19 protein-coding genes are annotated in these 18,206 nt (G+C 66.4%); 13 read left to right on the top strand and 6 right to left on the bottom strand.

What is annotated here, in order from left to right; all coding sequences use genetic code 11:
- The 4 genes from AC3WJD_RS08810 to AC3WJD_RS08825 all read left to right on the top strand — a co-directional run.
- A partial coding sequence (locus tag AC3WJD_RS08810) for a hypothetical protein (protein WP_492746232.1) occupies nt 1-242 on the top strand: 242 nt, incomplete at its 5' end.
- Nucleotides 243-318: 76 nt separating this feature from the next.
- Nucleotides 319-1,392: a DNA polymerase IV gene (dinB, locus tag AC3WJD_RS08815; protein WP_492746233.1), complete on the top strand. Its 1,074-nt coding sequence runs from the start codon at nt 319-321 to the stop codon at nt 1,390-1,392.
- A 110-nt stretch (nt 1,393-1,502) separates the two neighbouring features.
- A complete protein-coding gene (locus AC3WJD_RS08820) occupies nt 1,503-3,131 on the top strand; it encodes an NAD(P)/FAD-dependent oxidoreductase (RefSeq protein ID WP_492746234.1) in 1,629 nt (542 codons plus the stop codon).
- Between the two features lie 396 nt (nt 3,132-3,527).
- Nucleotides 3,528-4,358, top strand: a complete 831-nt coding sequence (locus AC3WJD_RS08825; protein ID WP_492746235.1) for an alpha/beta fold hydrolase — start codon at nt 3,528-3,530, stop codon at nt 4,356-4,358.
- A 57-nt stretch (nt 4,359-4,415) separates the two neighbouring features.
- Here AC3WJD_RS08825 and AC3WJD_RS08830 read toward each other — a convergent pair whose 3' ends face one another.
- From AC3WJD_RS08830 to AC3WJD_RS08840, 3 genes are all read right to left on the bottom strand, one after another.
- The gene (locus AC3WJD_RS08830) at nt 4,416-5,072 is read right to left on the bottom strand and encodes a response regulator transcription factor (RefSeq protein WP_492746236.1); all 657 of its coding nucleotides are present in this window, start codon (nt 5,070-5,072) and stop codon (nt 4,416-4,418) included.
- Nucleotides 5,073-5,109: 37 nt separating this feature from the next.
- A complete protein-coding gene (locus tag AC3WJD_RS08835; RefSeq protein ID WP_492746237.1) occupies nt 5,110-5,475 on the bottom strand; it encodes a response regulator transcription factor in 366 nt (121 codons plus the stop codon).
- 73 nt (nt 5,476-5,548) lie between these two features.
- On the bottom strand, nt 5,549-7,135 hold the full coding sequence (locus AC3WJD_RS08840) for a sensor histidine kinase (RefSeq protein WP_492746307.1): 1,587 nt from the start codon (nt 7,133-7,135) through the stop codon (nt 5,549-5,551).
- Between the two features lie 346 nt (nt 7,136-7,481).
- Between AC3WJD_RS08840 and AC3WJD_RS08845 the strand changes: the two genes are divergently transcribed.
- From AC3WJD_RS08845 to AC3WJD_RS08860, 4 genes are all read left to right on the top strand, one after another.
- Entirely contained in the window at nt 7,482-8,288 is an 807-nt protein-coding gene (locus AC3WJD_RS08845; RefSeq protein WP_492746238.1) for an alpha/beta fold hydrolase, read from the top strand.
- Nucleotides 8,285-9,004 (top strand): hypothetical protein, encoded by a 720-nt coding sequence (locus AC3WJD_RS08850; protein ID WP_492746239.1) that lies wholly within the window; start codon nt 8,285-8,287, stop codon nt 9,002-9,004. The genes AC3WJD_RS08845 and AC3WJD_RS08850 overlap by 4 nt, the downstream gene beginning before the upstream one ends.
- Nucleotides 9,005-9,113: 109 nt before the next feature.
- Nucleotides 9,114-9,281, top strand: coding sequence for a hypothetical protein (locus tag AC3WJD_RS08855; RefSeq protein ID WP_492746240.1), 168 nt, complete (start codon nt 9,114-9,116; stop codon nt 9,279-9,281).
- Nucleotides 9,282-9,752: 471 nt separating this feature from the next.
- Nucleotides 9,753-10,130 carry a winged helix-turn-helix transcriptional regulator gene (locus AC3WJD_RS08860; protein WP_492746241.1) on the top strand — a complete coding sequence of 126 codons (378 nt, stop codon included), beginning with the start codon at nt 9,753-9,755 and terminating at the stop codon, nt 10,128-10,130.
- A gap of 59 nt (nt 10,131-10,189) precedes the next feature.
- Here the strand turns inward: AC3WJD_RS08860 and AC3WJD_RS08865 are convergent, their stop codons facing one another.
- Complete coding sequence (locus tag AC3WJD_RS08865) at nt 10,190-10,813, bottom strand: FMN-dependent NADH-azoreductase (protein ID WP_492746242.1); 624 nt, start codon at nt 10,811-10,813, stop codon at nt 10,190-10,192.
- Nucleotides 10,814-10,910: 97 nt separating this feature from the next.
- Between AC3WJD_RS08865 and AC3WJD_RS08870 the strand changes: the two genes are divergently transcribed.
- Nucleotides 10,911-11,825 carry a LysR family transcriptional regulator gene (locus AC3WJD_RS08870; RefSeq protein WP_492746243.1) on the top strand — a complete coding sequence of 305 codons (915 nt, stop codon included), beginning with the start codon at nt 10,911-10,913 and terminating at the stop codon, nt 11,823-11,825.
- 19 nt (nt 11,826-11,844) lie between these two features.
- Here AC3WJD_RS08870 and AC3WJD_RS08875 read toward each other — a convergent pair whose 3' ends face one another.
- Nucleotides 11,845-12,378 (bottom strand): hypothetical protein, encoded by a 534-nt coding sequence (locus AC3WJD_RS08875; protein ID WP_492746244.1) that lies wholly within the window; start codon nt 12,376-12,378, stop codon nt 11,845-11,847.
- Between the two features lie 338 nt (nt 12,379-12,716).
- Between AC3WJD_RS08875 and paoA the strand changes: the two genes are divergently transcribed.
- From paoA to paoC, 3 genes are read left to right on the top strand one after another with little or no spacing between them, the layout of a single operon-like run.
- Nucleotides 12,717-13,349 carry an aldehyde dehydrogenase iron-sulfur subunit PaoA gene (gene paoA / locus AC3WJD_RS08880; RefSeq protein ID WP_492746245.1) on the top strand — a complete coding sequence of 211 codons (633 nt, stop codon included), beginning with the start codon at nt 12,717-12,719 and terminating at the stop codon, nt 13,347-13,349.
- Nucleotides 13,346-14,296: an FAD binding domain-containing protein gene (locus AC3WJD_RS08885; RefSeq protein ID WP_492746246.1), complete on the top strand. Its 951-nt coding sequence runs from the start codon at nt 13,346-13,348 to the stop codon at nt 14,294-14,296. Before paoA ends, AC3WJD_RS08885 begins: the two co-directional genes overlap by 4 nt.
- 3 nt (nt 14,297-14,299) lie before the next feature.
- Nucleotides 14,300-16,510, top strand: a complete 2,211-nt coding sequence (gene paoC / locus AC3WJD_RS08890) for an aldehyde oxidoreductase molybdenum-binding subunit PaoC (protein ID WP_492746247.1) — start codon at nt 14,300-14,302, stop codon at nt 16,508-16,510.
- A 15-nt stretch (nt 16,511-16,525) separates the two neighbouring features.
- Here the strand turns inward: paoC and AC3WJD_RS08895 are convergent, their stop codons facing one another.
- Nucleotides 16,526-17,119: a nucleotidyltransferase family protein gene (locus AC3WJD_RS08895; RefSeq protein ID WP_492746248.1), complete on the bottom strand. Its 594-nt coding sequence runs from the start codon at nt 17,117-17,119 to the stop codon at nt 16,526-16,528.
- A gap of 48 nt (nt 17,120-17,167) precedes the next feature.
- On the opposite strand from AC3WJD_RS08895, the gene AC3WJD_RS08900 reads away from it, so the two are divergent.
- Complete coding sequence (locus AC3WJD_RS08900) at nt 17,168-18,160, top strand: XdhC family protein (RefSeq protein WP_492746249.1); 993 nt, start codon at nt 17,168-17,170, stop codon at nt 18,158-18,160.
- Nucleotides 18,161-18,206: the final 46 nt, after the last annotated feature.

An 18,206-nucleotide genomic window follows, 5' to 3' on the forward strand; every position in this document is an offset into this window, starting at 1 on the left:
CCGACCCCGAAGACGACCATGCACCCGGCAAACGATCAACCAGAAAGGACTTGCGTTATAGCGCGCGATTAGACGACTTCATCTGGCTCAATTTCCTGTTGAGCTATGCGAGCCGGATACCGGATCCGACGCGTATGCATATCGGCCTCGTCTTCGTGCCGATCGTGCTCGCCGCGCTGGGACTGCGCATCGCCGCTCGCCTGGCCGCGCGCCGTTCGCCGAAGCAGGCGCAGACGGCGTGAAGGACTCAGCCAACCCATCGGCCATCGGGCGCCGCCGATTGAATGCGGCTGCGCGCTCGTCCAATGTCCCGGCGGCATGAACGAACGCAAGATCATCCACATCGACATGGACGCCTTCTTCGCCTCGGTGGAGCAGCGCGACGATCCGGCACTGCGCGGTCTGCCTGTGGCCGTGGGCGGCGTGGGTCCGCGCGGCGTTGTGGCCGCCGCCAGCTATGAAGCCCGCAAATTTGGCGTGCGCTCGGCGATGGCCTCGGTGACTGCCAGGCGCAAATGCCCGGAACTCGTGTTCGTGCCGCACCGCTTCGACGTCTATCGCGCGGTCTCGCGGCAAATTCGCGGCATCTTTGCCGACTATACCGACCTCATCGAGCCGCTGTCGCTCGACGAAGCCTATCTCGACGTCACGGAGGATCGGCGCGGCCTCGGCTCCGCTACCGCGATCGCGCAGGAGATCCGCGCCAGAATCCGCGAGGAAACGCAGCTCACCGCGTCCGCCGGGGTCTCATACAACAAGTTCATCGCCAAGCTCGCCTCCGACCAGAACAAGCCCGACGGCCTGTGCGTGATCCCGCCGAGCAAGGGCCCGGCATTTGTCGCGACCTTGCCCGTCAACAGGTTCCGCGGCGTCGGTCCGGTGACCGCGCGCAAGATGGAAACGCTCGGCATCCGGACGGGTGCGGACCTCCGCGCGCAGACCATCGAGTTCCTCGCGAGGCATTTCGGCAGCAGCGCAGAATATTTCCATCTGGCCTCTCGCGGCATCGACCACCGCGCGGTCGTGCCCGATCGTCCGCTGAAGTCGATCGGTGCGGAGACGACGTTCGAGCGCGATCTCGTCAGTGAAGCCGCGGTGATCGAGGCGCTTTCGGACATCATCGCGGCGCTGGAGCGGCGCCGGTCGCGCGCCGACACGTCGGGCAGAACGGTGACGTTGAAGGCGCGCTACGCCGACTTCCGGACGGTCACGCGTTCACGCACGCTGCCGCAGGCGCTCGGCGATGTTGACGCGATCGCCGGCGTCGCGCGCGGCCTCGTATCGGATCTGCCCGATCCGGCGGCGGGTATAAGATTGCTCGGCGTCACCCTTGCCAATCTCGTACAGCCTGAGGCAGGGGACGATGAGCAGCGCCCCCTGCCCTTTCACTAGCGGCACGTCCGCGGCTTGCGCCGCATTGGCCACCCGCCACCGCAAGGCCGATGGCGAATATGCGTAGCGCCAGCCTTGGCGCATGTCCCGTCAGCGACTAGGGCCATTTGATGCTTCGCCTCTCCGGACTCGCTCTCCCTCTCGACCATGAACCCGAGGCGCTGCCTCAGGCGATCTGCGCGCGGCTCGGTATCGCGCCAGCCGAACTTCGGGGCCACACCATCTATCGCCGCGGCAACGACGCGCGGCGCAGGAACGCGATCCAGCTCGTCTATACGCTCGATATCGAACTGGACGACGAGGCGATGGTGCTCGCGCGCTTTGCCGACGACAAGGACGTGCGGCCGACACCGGACATGCAGTATCGCTTCGTGGCGCAGGCCCCCGCCAGCTGGTCGGGCCTGCGGCCGGTGGTGATCGGCGCGGGACCGTGCGGGCTGTTCGCCGGGCTGATCCTCGCGCAGATGGGCTTCAAGCCCATCATCCTCGACCGCGGCAAGGTGGTGCGTGAGCGGACCAGGGACACCTGGGGGCTGTGGCGCCGCGCCGAGCTCAACCCCGATTCCAACGTCCAGTTCGGCGAGGGCGGCGCGGGCACATTCTCCGACGGCAAACTCTATTGCCGCGTCAAGGACCCGCGTTTCCTCGGCCGCAAGGTGCTCGAGGAGTTCGTCAAGGCGGGCGCGCCCGACGATATCCTCTGGGAAGCGCACCCGCATATCGGCACCTTTCGCCTCGTCACCATGGTCGAGAGCATGCGCCGGACGATCGAGGAGCTGGGCGGCGAATATCGCTGGCAGACGCGCGTCGACGATCTCGAGCTCGAACGACTGCCTGACGGCAGGCAGCGGCTGCGCGGCCTGCACCTGCATGACGGGAGTTTCCTCGAGGCCGATCACGTCGTGCTCGCGGTCGGGCACAGCGCACGCCCCACATTCGAGATGCTCCACCGGCGCGGCGTGCATATCGAGGCAAAGCCGTTCTCGATCGGCGTCCGCATAGAGCATCCGCAGAGCTGGGTCGATCAGGCGCGTTTCGGGAAATGCGCCGGGCATCCCGATCTGGGCGCCGCCGCCTACAGCCTCGCGCATCACTGCGCGAACGGACGGACGGTCTACAGTTTCTGCATGTGTCCCGGCGGGCGCGTGGTCGCCGCCACGTCGGAGGAAGGCCGCGTCGTCACCAACGGCATGAGCCAGTATTCGCGCGCCGAGTTCAATGCCAATTCGGGACTGGTCGTCGCGATCGATCCGGCGCGCGACTATCCCGAAGGTCCGCTTGCGGGCATCGCGCTTCAGCGGCACTGGGAGGATCTGGCCTTCATCGCGGGCGGTTCCTCCTATTGGGCGCCGGGGCAGAAGGTCGGCGACCTTCTCGCGGGCCGGCCTTCGACCGAATTGGGCGAGGTCATCCCCTCGTATAAGCCGGGCGTGACGATGACCGACCTGTCGCAATGCCTGCCGCCCTTCGTCATCGAGGCATTCCGTGAGGCACTGCCCGCCTTCGGCCGCCAGATCGCACGCTACGACCATCCCGATGCGGTGATGACGGGCGTCGAGACGCGCACATCCTCGCCGGTGCGCATTACGCGCGGACCGGACTTCCAGAGCCTCAATGTCGAACGGCTGTTCCCGGCGGGCGAGGGCGCGGGCTATGCAGGTGGTATCCTCTCGGCCGCGATCGACGGGATCAAGGCGGCCGAGGCGGTGGCGCGCAGCATCATGGCCGCGAGCCGCTAACTTTGCGCGGACAGGGCGGCATTGAATGCCGTCCGCCCGGTGCCATTTCGCGGAAAGGCCCGGACCGCCTCGCGGCGCCGCTGGCACACGTGCCCCCCGAGAATGGTGGCGCGATGCCGACCGCAGGCGAGGTGGAACTATACTTCGGTAGGATAGGCGATTGATCGGTCCTCTGCGATCTTCCGGCCGCTCACCGAGATCGGCGCCATTACAGGCTTAGTGTCGTTCCAAAGCTCACATCCGACGGAGTGCTTCATGGACTTGATCAGCGAAACGTTCAGTCTGACGCGGCGGCAGGTGCTCGATGGAGTCGTCATCGCCGGCGCTTTTGCAGGTGTATCCGGATTGGTCGGTAGTGCCGATCTGCTCGGAAAGGTCCCAGTAGGAGATTCACAAATGGGTACGATCAAGACCAAGGACGGAACGGAAATTTTCTACAAGGATTGGGGCCCGAAAAATGCCCAGCCCATCGTGTTCCACCACGGCTGGCCGTTGAGCGGCGATGACTGGGACACCCAGATGCTGTTTTTCCTGAGCCACGGTTACCGCGTCATCGCGCATGACCGTCGCGGTCACGGCCTCTCGACCCAGACCGATGTCGGGAGTGACATGGACACCTATGCCGCCGACGTTGCGGAGCTGGTCGAGGCACTGGATCTCAAGGGCGCGGTTCATATCGGCCATTCCACGGGTGGCGGCGAGGTCGCGCGTTATGTGGCGCGCGCCAAGCCCGGCCGGGTGTCGAAGGCGGTGCTGGTCGGCGCGGTCCCGCCCGTGATGGTGAAGTCGGACAAGAATCCCGGCGGCACCCCGGTCGAGGCGTTCGACGGCCTGCGTGCGGCGCTCGCAGCAAACCGTGCCCAGTTCTATCTCGACCTCGCGAGCGGCCCTTTCTACGGTTTCAACCGTCCGGGCGCCAAGGTCAGCGAGGGCACGATCCGCAACTGGTGGCGCCAGGGCATGATGGGCGCGGCCAAGGCGCACTATGACTGCATCAAGGTCTTCTCCGAGACCGACTTCACCGAAGACCTGAAATCGTTCAAGTTCCCGACGCTGATCATGCATGGCGACGACGACCAGATCGTGCCGATCGCCGATGCCGCGCTGCTATCGGCCAAGCTGGTGCCCGGCGCGGAGCTGAAGGTTTACAAGGGCTTTCCGCATGGCATGCTGACCACGCATGCAGATATCCTCAATCCGGACCTGCTCGCCTTCGTCCGCAAGTAACACCCGAAAGCGCCGGAGGTGCGGCCCCTAAACGGCTATCGCACCTTCGGCAATTGATCAGTCCGCCGCGCGGTAACGCGTGGCGGACGTATCGCGTACGCCCAGGCTCTCGGCCATGCGCACGAGATCGGCGAGCGACTGCGCCCCCATCTTGCGCATCAGGTTGCCGCGATGGATCTTCACCGTGATCTCGCTGACCCCAAGCTTGCCCGCGACCTGCTTGTTCATCAGTCCCGCAGTCACCAACGCCATCACGTCGCGCTCGCGCGGGGTGAGCTGTTCGTACCGCGTGCGGACGTCTTCCCCCTCGCGCAGCTCGGAACGGCGCTGGCGATCGCGCTCGACCGCCTCATTGACCGCCGCAAGAAATTCCTCCTCGGCGAAAGGCTTGGCGAGAAAGTCGACAGCGCCGGCCTTCATGCCGCGGACCGTCATCGGAATATCGCCATGGCCGGTGATGAGGATCACAGGGACGTGCACGTCGCTCTCCAGCAGCGCCTGCTGAAAATCGAGACCGTCCGCGCCCTGGAGCCGGATATCGAGCACGAGGCAGGCCGCCTGGTCCGCATCGGCACAGGCGAGATAATCCTCGGGCCCCTCGAATGTCAGCGCCGCAAAGCCCGCGGAGCGCAGCAGGCTGTCCAGTGAGCCGCGCACCGCAGCATCATCGTCGATGATGCAGATCAGTGCCGGTTTCTCGCCCGTCTCGGTCATCGCGCCTCTCCTCGCCTCCTTGGACACCCCATGTCCGTTATCGCAGCATCGCTTCCACCTGATCGAGCAGCATGTCGGGATCAACCGGCTTCGCCAGAAAGGCGGCGGCGCCCAGGCTCGCCGATTGCTGACGCGCCGCGCGGGTCGGATAGGCCGTCATGACGATGACCGGGAAATCGCGGCCGATGCGATTGAGTTCCTGTTGAAGCGCCAGTCCGTCGATCCCGGGCATGTGCAGGTCGGTGATCAGGCAGTCGATCGCCGCGCGATCGGGCGAGGCCAGAAATGTCTCGGCCGACGCAAAGCTGCGCACCTGCATGCCCGCCGAGCGCAGATAATTTTCGAGGCTCGACCGGACGTCTTCGTCGTCATCGACGATGCAGATGGTATGCGATTGTCTCAACGCCTAACTCCTGCCTGGGCGACATGCGACCGAGGCTTCGCATCGCATTGCACCTTTCCAGATACCGATACCATCATACGGAGGTAGCGATTGCCGCCGCAGCTTCGGCGGTACGGACCGCCTGCGTCGGCAAGGTGAAGGCGATCGTCGCGCCATGCCCAGGATTGTTGGCCGCAGCGATGCGTCCGCCCTGCGCCTCGATGATCGAGCGGCAGATCGACAGTCCCATGCCCATCCCATCGCTCTTGGTGGTGAAGAATGGCTCGAAGATGCGTGCCGGCTCGCCCGCAATACCGTCCCCGCTGTCCTCGACCGCCACGCGCACCATGCCATCCCCCTCGGGTGCGATCGCGATGCGCAATGCGCGCGGCCGGCCATCCACATGCTGCATCGCCTGGATGCCGTTCATCAGCAGATTGACGAGCACCTGCTGGATCTGCACGCGATCGCCAACCACCGCGGGGAGGTCGCCATCGCCGATGCGCTGCACCAATACATGCGCCGCGCCGGCCTCGCGTCCGATCAGCGCAACCGCTTCATCGACCAGTTGGTCCAGTCGCAGCGGCTCCATTTCGGGAGTTCCCTTGCGCGCCAGCGCACGGACGCGCGCGATCACATCGGCGGCGCGGGTACCGTTGGCCACGATCTGGTCGAGGCAATTGGCCACCTCGTCCGTCTCCGGCACTTCGCGTGAAAGCCAGCGCTTGCCTGACTTGCCATAGTTGATGATCGCCGACAGCGGCTGGTTGACCTCATGGGCGATCGAGGCGGCAAGCTGACCGAGCGTCGAGACCCGCGCGGCGTGGGCCAGCTCGGCTGAAGCCTGCTCGATCCGCGCGCGGGCCTCGTTACGCTCGGTCACGTCGAGCGCCATCATCAGCGCGCGCGACCAGAGTTCGCCTTCGCGCAGCAGACGAATGCGCAGCACGACCTGGATGGGGCGACCGTCGAGCGTAAGGTAGCGCACTTCCTTTTCGACCATTTCCGCGCCTTCGAGGAGGGCAGCGAATATTTCTGCGATAACCGCCGCGGTACCGGGCGCAGGGTCGCCAATGACACTGCGTCCGATCAGTTGCTCGCGGCCCGTGGCGCCGAACAGCGCTACAGCGGCCTGGTTGGCATCACCGATCACCGCCTTTTCGGCTGCATCGCGCACGACATCGGGATGCGCGGCAAGCCAGCCGCGCAGGCTGGATCCTTCGGGCACCGCGCCAAGCAGGTGCCGCCGCGTGGCCGACCAGTCCGATTCCCAGATCGCGAAGCCGGCCGCATCGAAGATCGTTCGATAACGCTGTTCGGACCGTCGCCGTTCGGCTTCGGTGCGCAGTTGCCCAAGCGAGAGCAGCGTCGTTGCCGTGATTGCGACCAGGCTGACGCCCACGCGCACATAGGCCGAATCAATCGGGTCTCCGAGATGATCGGCGGCAAAGGCAAGGAGGGTGAGCGCACCGCAGCCGAGCCCGGCGCCGATCACAGCCCGGCGGCCGCTGGCCTGCGCCACCAACAGCACGACGATGATATAGAGGACGGCGACCGCCCCTTGGAGCGGGCTGAGCAGGTCCGCCGCGAAGATCGCAAGGGCCACCACGCCGGCGCCCGTCGCGAGAGCGGGCCTCCGCTCCCAGAAATGCCCCGATGCTTCGCCCGCCGCGCGTGCCATGGTCACTGCCTTTTCCCGACGCCCCGTTGGCCGCCGCACCTAGTATAGATCGCCCCAATACTACCAACCAGTCCGGCGGGACGGACATAACCCTAAGTATGATTGGTCGGTGGGCGTTCCGGGCTTAATTTGCCTCTGCCCCCGAGAGACCGCGCTCCGGTCTCCCCCCATCCCAGCCGGAGCCGGCGAGGCCCGGGAAGCCACGATGCTTCCCGGGCCTCCATTTTTCGACAGACGTGCCGGCCACGCCGACGTCGTCGCGACCGCGGATAAAGCCTATGGATGGATGCGGCCCGCGCCCCTTGAGCGTAGAAGGGCTGCCTCACGAAGAGGAGTTGGCATCTTGATGCTCGATCGGCGCACCTTCTCGATAGCTGTGGCGGCGGGCGCCGCCGCTTCGCTCGTCTCGACGCGCGGCCGTGCCGCGACGCCCCCGCCCCCCGTCGCGCGCAATGCCGTTCTGGCGCATGGCCTGTTCGCGGACGGGTCGTGCTGGTCGGACGTCATCGCCCGGTTGCAGGCGACGGGCGTCAATACGGTCGCGGTTCAGAACCCGCTCACGAGGTTCCCGGAGGCAGTCGCCGCAGTCGAGCGCGTGCTGGCCCGGCAGGACGGCCCTACCGTTCTGGTCGGGCATTCCTTTGCGGGCATGCTCGTGACCGAGGCGGGCACGCATCCCAACGTCTCCGCGCTGGTCTATGTGGCGGCGCGTGCGCCCGACGCGGGCGAGGATTATGCCGCGCTCGCCGCCCGGTTCCCGACGCCGCCCGCCAGCGCCGGCATCGTCTACGATGGTGATGAAGGACTGTTGAGCGAGGCCGCATTCCTCCGCGACTTTGCGGGCGATCTGCCGGCGGCCAGAGCGAGGATACTCTATGCGGTGCAGCAACCCTTCCGAAAGGCCTTGCTCGCGGGCAGAGCGACGCAGGCGGCCTGGCGCTCCAAACCGAGTTTCTATGCCGTCTCGAGCGAGGATCGCACCATCAATCCCGATCTCCAGCGGTTCATGGCGAGACGCATGGGCGCCAGGACGGTCGAAGTGAAGGCGAGTCACCTCTCGCTCATCTCGCATCCCGACGCGATCGCGCGCCTCATCCTGGACGCCGCCGGCGCGCGTAATACCCAAGGCACTCGCAAGGAAACCTCACAATGAACGAACTGCTCGAAAAGATCATCGACGCGCATGGCGGCATGGATCGCTGGAACAGCTACACGACCATCGAGGCCACGATCGTGAGCGGCGGCGGCCTCTTCGCGCTGAAGGGTATCCCGCAGGATCCGGCACCACGCCGAATGATCGCCTCGCTTCACGAAGAACGCGCGTCGGTCATGCCCTTTGGCGCACCCGATCAGCGCAGTTCCTTCACCCCCGAACGGATCGCGATCGAGAAGCTCGATGGTACCGTGGTCGCCGAACGCTTGGCGCCCAGAGACTCGTTCGCTGGCCATCAGTTGGACACGCCGTGGGATCCGCTCCACCGCGGATATTTCAACGGCTACGCACTGTGGACCTATTTCACCACCCCCTTTCTGCTCGCAATGCCCGGCGTGCGCGTCGAGGAGCAGGAGCCGTGGGTCGAAGCCGATGAGACATGGCGCGTGCTGCGCGCCTGGTTTCCGGGATCGATCGAATCGCATTGCGCGATGCAGGATTTCTTCTTCGGAGAAGACTTTCTGCTGCGCCGCCACGACTATCGCGTGAACATCGCGGGCGGGTTCGAGGCGGCGCAGCTGACGTCGGATTATGTCGAGGCCGGCGGCATCCGGCTGCCGACGAAACGCCGCGCCTATGCGCGCGGCCCCGGTCGCAAACCGATCGAGGAACTGGCCCTCGTCCGGATCGATATCAGCGAAGTCCGGTTCGAGTAGCCGCTCACCCTGACCGGTCTCGGCAACGGTTTCGCCATTACGTTCGGGTCCGCTGGCAAACCGTCAATATCGAGGAACTTTGCGACGGTCTGGCATTTTTAGAGGCATGATGATGAAGCCATTCCTCGCCCGTCGTCAGGCGCGTGCGTTGCGCCTGAACCGCGAGGCTCATAATTGCATCCGCATTGCTGTTGCCGAGGCCGATGCCCATAGCGCCGCGCTGCTTATCGACGAGGCGCTGAAGCTGTCGCTCCGCGCCCGCGAGCTTGGACGCTGACCAGCTGAGACACACGCTGTTGGAGGGAGCTGTCGGCGGCAACAGGGGAACATGTGCCCGCCGACAGCCCAAATTGCAGTCTCGAAACAGGCCGTAGCGACCCCGTTGGTCTGCTCGAATGCGACTGCAAGCGCCGCCTCCCGTGCCTCGACACCCAGAACTATGCCTTTGGCAACGATGAAGCGCGGTCCTGCGATCCCGATACCCCCCAGCATGGCTCACAGATACCGCCCGGCATTCATTGACGTCAGCGTTCAGCCGCAAGGTTGCGACAATCGAACGCGATCCAGTGATTAGCGGCCCAAAGCTCGGGCCGCATCCGGGTGACACGTTAAATTATTGAAATATTGTAAAAATCGTGAAACACGATATGAAGCAACGCCACTGAGCTTGCCCGCAGGTACTCGGGTGCATCTTGCTAATGCGCCGTCACATGTCCGCCAAGAACGCATATTTTTGAGAGATAGTCACATGGACCTGACCTGCTCGGGGCAGTCGCACAGCGACTGTGAGAAAGTGCATGAACTGATCAGCCGGATCGGTGATCGCTGGACGTTGCGCGTTGTCGTTCTGCTTCGGGCAGAACCGTTGCGCTTCAACCAGATACGGCGGTCGATCGACAGCATTTCGCATCAGATGCTGTCACGAACGCTCAAGGCGCTTGAGCGCGACGGCATGATCACGCGCACGGTGCGCCACAGCGTGCCGCCGCAGGTCGAATACGCCTTGACCCCGCTCGGGTACTCGCTTGCGGAGGCCGGGCTGCAGCTCGGCAGCTGGGCAGCTGAGCATATCGCCGCGATCGACCGCAACCGCGCGCTATATGACGCGCTGGAAGAGACCGGGTGAATTACGTTCGCGAATCGGTGCGCCGGGCTTCTCCCCGGCGCACCGTTGGGCGCGATGGCTCAGGCGGCTGCTGCCAGCTGGGGCAGGCCGACGCCAGCCAGCTGTTCGGCCGCCGCGGCAATGACGCGCTCCGCTTCGCCCAGCGCGAGGCCCTCGGCGCGAACGAAGGTCACATCGGCAACCCCCATGAAGCCGAGCATCGCGCGCAGATGCGGTTCCTGCGCGTCGAACGGCGCAAACGGCCCCTCGGTGTACACACCGCCGCGCGTCTCGACGACGACGACGGGCTTGGGGCCCACCAGCCCCTTGGGGCCGTCCTCGCCATAAGCGAAGGTCGCGCCGGCGCGCAGCACATGGTCGAACCAGGCCTTGAGCGACGAGGGAATGCCGAAATTGTACATCGGTGCGCCGATGACCACCATGTCCGCATCCAGAAGCTCGGCGATGAGCTGATCCGCAAGCTCGCGCACCGGCTGCGCGGCTTCGGTTTCGGGCGCGGGGCGGCCGATGCCGGCCAACGTATCGGTCGTGACGTGCGCGATCGGCGCGCGACCGAGGTCATGTTCGACGACATCGAGTTCGGGCCGCGCCGCCTTTACCCGCGCAACGAGATCATCCACCAGCCGGTTGGAAACCGAGGCGTCACCGCCCGCGCTGCTTTTGATCACCAGAATGCTGCCCATCTTGAGTCTCCTTGACTGGCATTGATACGTGACGCCCAGATAGGACGCTGCTAGCGTTGCAAGAAGATAACCTTTCCGCATATTGGTGTTGCACAAAATGGAACGCTCGAACTTCGATCTCGATGATGTGCTGTGTTTTCTGCGGGTTATCGAGTCGGGCAGCTTTGCGCGTGCCGGCGACCGGCTGGGCGTCTCCAAATCGATCGTCAGCCGACGCATTGCACGGCTCGAGGAACGGCTTGGCGCACGACTGCTCACGCGCAACGCGCGCGGCGCGATTCCGACGCAGATCGGCGCCGAATATCATCATCGGCTGGCGGCGATATTGGGCGAACTCGAAGCCGCCAATGAGGCGGTCGGCCGCGCGGTGTCAGAGGTCGCGGGCGCGATCCGACTGGCCGCACCGATCAGCTTCGGCGTCGACCATCTCGCCCCCGTGCTCGCCGAATTCGCCAGGCTGCATCCGAAGGTCGAACTCGACATCGTGCTTGAAGATCGACGGATCGACCTGCTTGCCGAGCATTTCGACCTTGCGGTCCGTATCCTGTCGGATCCGCCCGACAGCAGCCTTGTCGCACGCCGGCTGGCGCCCGTCCGTGCGGTCGTTGTCGCCAGCCCGGCCTATCTCGATCGCCACGGCCGGCCCGCGCATCCTAACGATCTCGCCGCTCATGAGGTGCTTTTCTACGGCAACGTCGAAGCCGGCGCCGAGTGGCGGTTCAGGATCGCCGGGCGATGGCAGCGCGTGCGTGTCGCCAGCCGGGTGCGCGTCAACAACGGCGACGCGCTCCGCGAAATGGCGCGCGCCGGACTGGGCATCGCGGTCTTTCCCGCGTTCATTGCATCAAAGGCGCTCGACGACGGCAGCCTCGAAGTGCTGCTGCCCGACTGGCCGCTTCCCGAGGCCGGGCTTTACGCGGTCGTGCCCCCGGGGCGCGGGTCGATCGCGCGGGTTCGCGCGCTCGTCGATCATCTCGCGACGGCCTTTGGTCCCCAGCGCGGCACCGCCTGAAGCGACGCGAACAGCGATCTCAGGCACGCGCCGGCTTCGCTCCGCCAAGAATCGGCATCGCGCTCAGCAGAACGACCAGCGCCAGTAGCAATGCGACAAGCCAGTCGATGAAATAGCTCTGCAACGCGACGGTCGCTCCCAATCCCAGCGCGGCGACCAGCAGTGCGCCGATCCAGCGCGCATGTCCCGCCTTGCGCGGGCGCCCTGCCTCGATGAGCGCCTGAACAGCATCTGCCTGCGCTATCGAATACCCGCTCGCCAGAAAGGCGTCGAGATCCACCCGCGCGCCTTGCCAGCCGAGCACCGCGAAGCGTCGCAGCGACTCCAGCCGCGGATCGGCGAGTGCGTTGGGACGCCTGACGCCGAACAGCCATGCCACCAGGCGATCGCGGCGGCTGGGCGTGCGGAGGCTCGAAATCGGGTCGAAGCGCGCAACAGCGACGATCTGACGTTCGACGGTGGAAAGGCTTTCGGCGCGACGCGCGGGGGCCTCGACTTCGAGCCACTGACGAAGATCGCTGATGATGTCGGCTTCATGGGCGGTCTTGAGCACGGTCGGTCTCCTCTGCTTCTGTGGAGCCAGCCTAGGATTGGGAGACGCGACGCGCCGTCGGCGCCTTTCGACGATTGTCGCAAGATTGCGATAGCCGCACCGGTTGAGACCAGCACAGCTTCGCGTGCGCCAAATGCGCCACTAGGCCGATCGGGCATGTTTGATATAAGGTGCTGCAATCCGGTGCGGCCGATCGTGTGTCTGGGGGGGCTGGCTGTCCGGGGTGGCAAGTGTAATGCGTCGCGCCCTGTCAGCTCGCCGTCATATTGCTTTGCCACTTTGTGTATTCGCGGGCGACGACTGTCGTCCCGCAAGCAGGGAAAGGACCGGATCACGCCATGCAATCCCCAGACGATTTCGGAATGTCGCGCCGAGGCGTTCTCGTCGGCAGCGCGGCATCGGTGACGGCGGCCGCCGTGCATCCCGCCGAGGCCGCGGCGCCCAGACCCGCTCCCCCTCCGACCGCGAAGCTTTCCTTCACGGTCAACGGCAAGCCCCGCAAGCTGGAGCTCGACACGCGCACGACGCTGCTCGACGCGCTGCGCGAGCATCTGCAGCTGACGGGGACGAAGAAGGGCTGCGACCACGGCCAGTGCGGCGCCTGCACCGTCATCGTCAACGGAAAGCGGATCAATTCGTGCCTCAGCCTCGCTCTGATGCACGACGGCGACAGCATCACGACGATCGAGGGGCTGGGCACGCCCGAAAAGCTGCATCCGATGCAAGCGGCGTTCGTCGTGCATGACGGTTATCAGTGCGGTTATTGCACGCCCGGCCAGATCTGCTCGGCGGTGTCGGTGCTCGAGGAAATCAGGGCGGACATTCCCAGCCATGTCAGCGCCGACCTCACCGTCCCTGCGCAGATGACCGCGGTCGAGATGCGCGAGCGGATGAGCGGCAATATCTGCCGCTGCGGCGCCTATTCCAACATCATCGAGGCGATGACCGAGGTTGCGGGAGGCAAGGCATGAAATCCTTCACCTATGAACGCGCCAAGTCGCCCGCCGAAGCAGCCGCGGCCGCGGCGCGCACGTCGGGCGCCCGCTTCATCGCGGGCGGCACCAATCTGCTCGACCTGATGAAGCTCGAGATCGAGACGCCCGCGCACCTGATCGACGTCAACCGCCTCGCGCTCGACAAGATCGAAGCGACGAGCGACGGCGGGCTGCGCATCGGCGCGCTGGTGCGCAATACCGAGCTCGCCGCCGACAAGCGCGTGCGCCGCGACTATGGCCTGTTGTCGCGCGCCATCGTCGCGGGCGCTTCCGGCCAGTTGCGCAATCGCGCGACGACGGCGGGCAACCTGCTCCAGCGCACGCGCTGTCCCTATTTCTACGACACCAACCAGCCCTGCAACAAACGCCAGCCGGGCAGCGGCTGCGCCGCGATCGGCGGCGTCAACCGCACGCTGGCGGTGATCGGCGCAAGCGAGGCCTGCATCGCGACGCACCCCAGCGACATGGCGGTCGCGATGCGCGCGCTCGACGCCGGCGTCGAAACGGTGCGCCCCGACGGCAAAACCCGCACCATTGCGCTCTCGGATTTCTATCGCGCGCCCGGCGATACGCCGCACCTCGAGACCGTGCTCGAAGCGGGAGAGCTCATCACCGCGGTGACGCTGCCCAAGCCCGTCGGCGGGACGCACATCTATCACAAGGTTCGCGATCGTGCGTCCTACGCCTTCGCGCTGATCTCGGTCGGCGCGATCATCCAGCGCGACGGTACCGGCCGTGTCGCGCTGGGCGGCGTCGCACACAAGCCGTGGCGGGTGGACGCCGCCGAGGCCGAAATGCCGCGCGGCGCCAAGGCGGTCACATCCGCACTGCTCGCGGGCGCGAAGCCCAGCCACGAGAACGCATACAAGCTGCCGCTGGTCGAGCGCACGCTCGCCGGCGTTATGGCGCAAGCGAGGGCCTGAGCCATGAAATTCGACACTCCCGCCACCACCAACCCGATCGACCAGCTCAAGGTTGTCGGGAAGCCCACCAACCGCATCGACGGTCCGCTCAAGACGTCAGGCCTCGCACCCTATGCCTATGAGCGACACGATGTCGTGCCCAATCAGGCCTATGGCTATATCGTCGGCTCGGCGATCGCCAAGGGTCGGATCACCGCGATCGACCTGGCCGACGCCAAGGCCGCGCCCGGCGTCCTCGCGATCGTGACCGCGCAGGATGCGGGCAAGCTCGGCAAGGGCGACTTCAACACCGCCAAGCTGCTCGGCGGGCCCGAGATCGACCATTACCACCAGGCGATCGCCGTGGTGGTCGCCGAGACGTTCGAGCAGGCGCGCGCCGCAGCCGCGCTGGTCAAGGTCGACTATGCCCGCGGCAAGGGCCGCTTCGACCTGGCGGCCGCGAAGGACTCGGCGCCAGCGCCTCCGCCGGGCGGGTTCGGCGGCCCGCCCGACACAGCGGTCGGCGACTTCGCCGCCGCCTTCGCCGCCGCGCCGGTCAAGCTCGACGCCACATACACCACGCCCGACCAGTCGCACGCGATGATGGAGCCGCATGCGACCATCGCGGCCTGGGAAGGCGACAAGCTGACGCTGTGGACCTCCAACCAGATGATCAACTGGGGCAAGGGCGACGTCGCCAAGACGCTCGGCATCCCCAGGGAGAATGTGCGGCTGGACTCGCCCTATCTCGGCGGCGGGTTCGGCGGAAAGCTCTTCGTGCGCACCGATGCAATCATGGCGGCGCTGGGTGCCAGGGCGGCCAAGCGCCCGGTCAAGGTCGCGCTCGCGCGGCCGCTGATGGCCAACAACACCACCCATCGCCCGGCGACGATCCAGCGCATCCGGATCGGCGCGACGCGCGACGGAAAGATCACCGCGATCGGCCATGAGGGCTGGTCGGGCGACCTACCCGGCGGCGGACCGGAGACGGCGGTCAACCAGACCCGCCTGCTCTATGCCGGTGCCAACCGCATGACGGCGACGCGGCTCGCGGTGCTCGACCTGCCCGAGGGCAATGCAATGCGCGCGCCGGGCGAGGCACCCGGACTGATGGCGCTCGAGATCGCGATGGACGAGATGGCGGAAAAGCTGGGCATGGACCCGGTCGAGTTCCGCATCCTCAACGATACGCAAGTCGATCCCGAGCAGCCGGGGCGCCGCTTCTCGCAGCGCCGGCTGGTCGAGTGCCTGAGGACCGGCGCCGAACGCTTTGGCTGGGACAAGCGCAACTCCAAGCCAGGCACGCGGCGCGAAGGACGCTGGCTGATCGGCATGGGCGTCGCCGCCGCACTCCGCAACAACCTGCTGACCAAGTCGGCCGCGCGCGTGCGGCTCGATGGGAAAGGCGTGGTCACGGTCGAGACCGATATGACCGACATCGGCACCGGCACCTACACCATCATCGCCCAGACCGCTGCGGAGACGATGGGCCTGCCGCTCGACAAGGTGGTGGTGCGGCTCGGCGATTCCGATTTCCCGGTCTCATGCGGCTCGGGCGGGCAATGGGGCGCCAACAACTCGACCGCCGGCGTCTATGCCGCCTGCATGAAGCTGCGCGAGACAGTGACGCAGAAGCTTGGCTTCAACGCGACCGACGCGGTGTTCGCCGACGGCCAGGTCCGCTCGGGCAACCGTAGCGTGCCGCTCGGAGACGCGGCGCGAAGCGGCGAGATCGTCGCCGAGGACTTCATCGAATATGGCGACCTCGACAAGCAATATCAGCAGTCGACCTTCGGCGGCCATTTCGTTGAGGCCGCCGTCGACGCCGCGACGGGCGAGATGCGCATCCGCCGGATGCTAGCGGTCTGCGCTGCGGGGCGCATCCTCAATCCCAAGGCCGCGCGCAGCCAGGTGATCGGCGCGATGACGATGGGTGTCGGCGCCGCACTGATGGAGGAACTCGCGGTGGACAAGCGCTTCGGCTTCTTCGTGAACCACGATCTCGCGGGCTACGAGGTTCCCGTCCACGCCGACATCCCGCATCAGGAGGTGATCTTCCTCGACGAGGTTGATCCGATGTCGTCGCCGATGAAGGCCAAGGGCGTCGGCGAACTCGGCATTTGCGGGGTCGGCGCGGCGGTCGCCAATGCGATCTACAACGCAACCGGCGTGCGCGTGCGCAATTACCCGATCACGCTCGACAAGCTGCTCGATCGGCTACCGGCCATCGCGTGATCGCATGAACCGCGATCAGCCGGCCCGCCCTGGCGTCCCCGGCAGGTCCCCGGGCCTGTCGATGTCGGCGAGTTCGTCCGCGCCTGCCGGCACACGCACGGCCGATGCGAGCAGCGCGCGGCCACCCGCGTCGCCCTGCATGCGTTGCAGTGCGTCGAAGCGCGATCGCGCGAACAGCGCGGGCGGCATCGCTGCGCCCCCCGTTTCGGAGGCGATGACCGGCGCCTCGACCGGATCGAAGCGCACCAGCAGCGCGCGCAGATGGTCCAAGGTCACAAACGGCATATCCGCCAGGCAGACAAGCGCGGCGTCGACCCCGCCCCCAGCGGCGCGGCCGATGCCCAGCGCAAGCGAATGCGAAAGCCCCTTTTCCACCTCGGGGTTGGCGACGACCTCGAAGCCAAGCGCCTCAAATGGCGCGGCAAGTGCGCTATCAGCCCCGCTGCACACCGCGATCCGCTGCGCCGTCCCGAGCTCGGCGATCCGCCGCGCGGCATGGAGCGCAAGCGGCGCACCACGCACTTCCACAAGCAGCTTGTCCTCCCCCCCGAAGCGTTGCGATCGCCCGGCCGCGAGAAGGATCGCTGCGATGTTTCCGGCGTCGATCATATGCCATCCCTTTCTCCGCGCCCCGCGCGAGCGCGAGGCACCACGACCATGATAGCAAGCACGCCCGCCGAAATATTGCGCTTTGTCCTCGCGCGGACGGACGAGGGCCACGACACGGTTCTGGTGACATTGATCGGCATCGAGGGATCCTCGTCGCGCGCGCTCGGCGCGCAGATGGCGGTGGCCGCCGACGGCCGCTATGCCGGCTCGCTCTCGGGTGGCTGCATCGAGGCCGCGATCGTCTCCGAAGCGCTCGATGCGCTGGCGGGCGGCCAGGCAAAGGTCGTCCGCTTCGGCCTCGGTTCGCCCTATATCGACATACGCCTGCCCTGCGGCGGCGGCATCGACCTGCTGTTCAATCCACGCCCCGACCCGCGTGCCGTCAGCGAGGCGCTGGCGCAGCTGGATGCGCGCCGAGCAGCGGTGCTGCACGTCTCCCAATCCGGCGTCCGCTATGGCGAGCCGAAGGCCGAAATACCTTGTTCCGGCTGGTCGGGCGACAGTTTCGAGGTCGCTTATGCACCCCGCCTCAGGATCGTCGCGATCGGCCAGGGCGAGGATGTGACGGCCCTCGCGCGGCTCGCGCACGGCTTCCATGCCGACGTGACCGTGCTGACCCCCGATCGGCGCGCCATGACCGAACTGGTCGCGGCGGGCATCGACGCGATCGCGCTCGGCAAGCGCACCACCCTGCCTGTGGTCGCGACCGATCGCTGGACCGCGGTCGTCTTCCTCTTCCACGACCGCGACTGGGAAGAGGAACTGCTGCCCCAGGCGCTCGCGCTGCCCGGCTTCTATTATGGCGCGGTCGGAAGCCCGCGCACGCACGCCGCGCGGCTTGAAAGGCTGCACGACTCGGGCGTGCCCGAGCATCGCCGCCATGCGCTCCGCGGGCCGATCGGCCTGATCCCCGCGACGCGCGACCCGGCAACGCTCGCACTCTCGATCCTTTCCGAGATTGTCCAGGAATATGGTCGCGCCGCCGTTCCGGCCGCCGCCGCAATTCTGGAAGATCAACGCGCAGCCTGCGCCTTGCCTTAGCGCGCGCGCGCGAAGACAATGGCGGCGATGGCGCGCGACGGGGACA

The sequence above is a fragment of the Sphingobium sp. FW306-1B-F04DB genome (assembly GCF_058781925.1).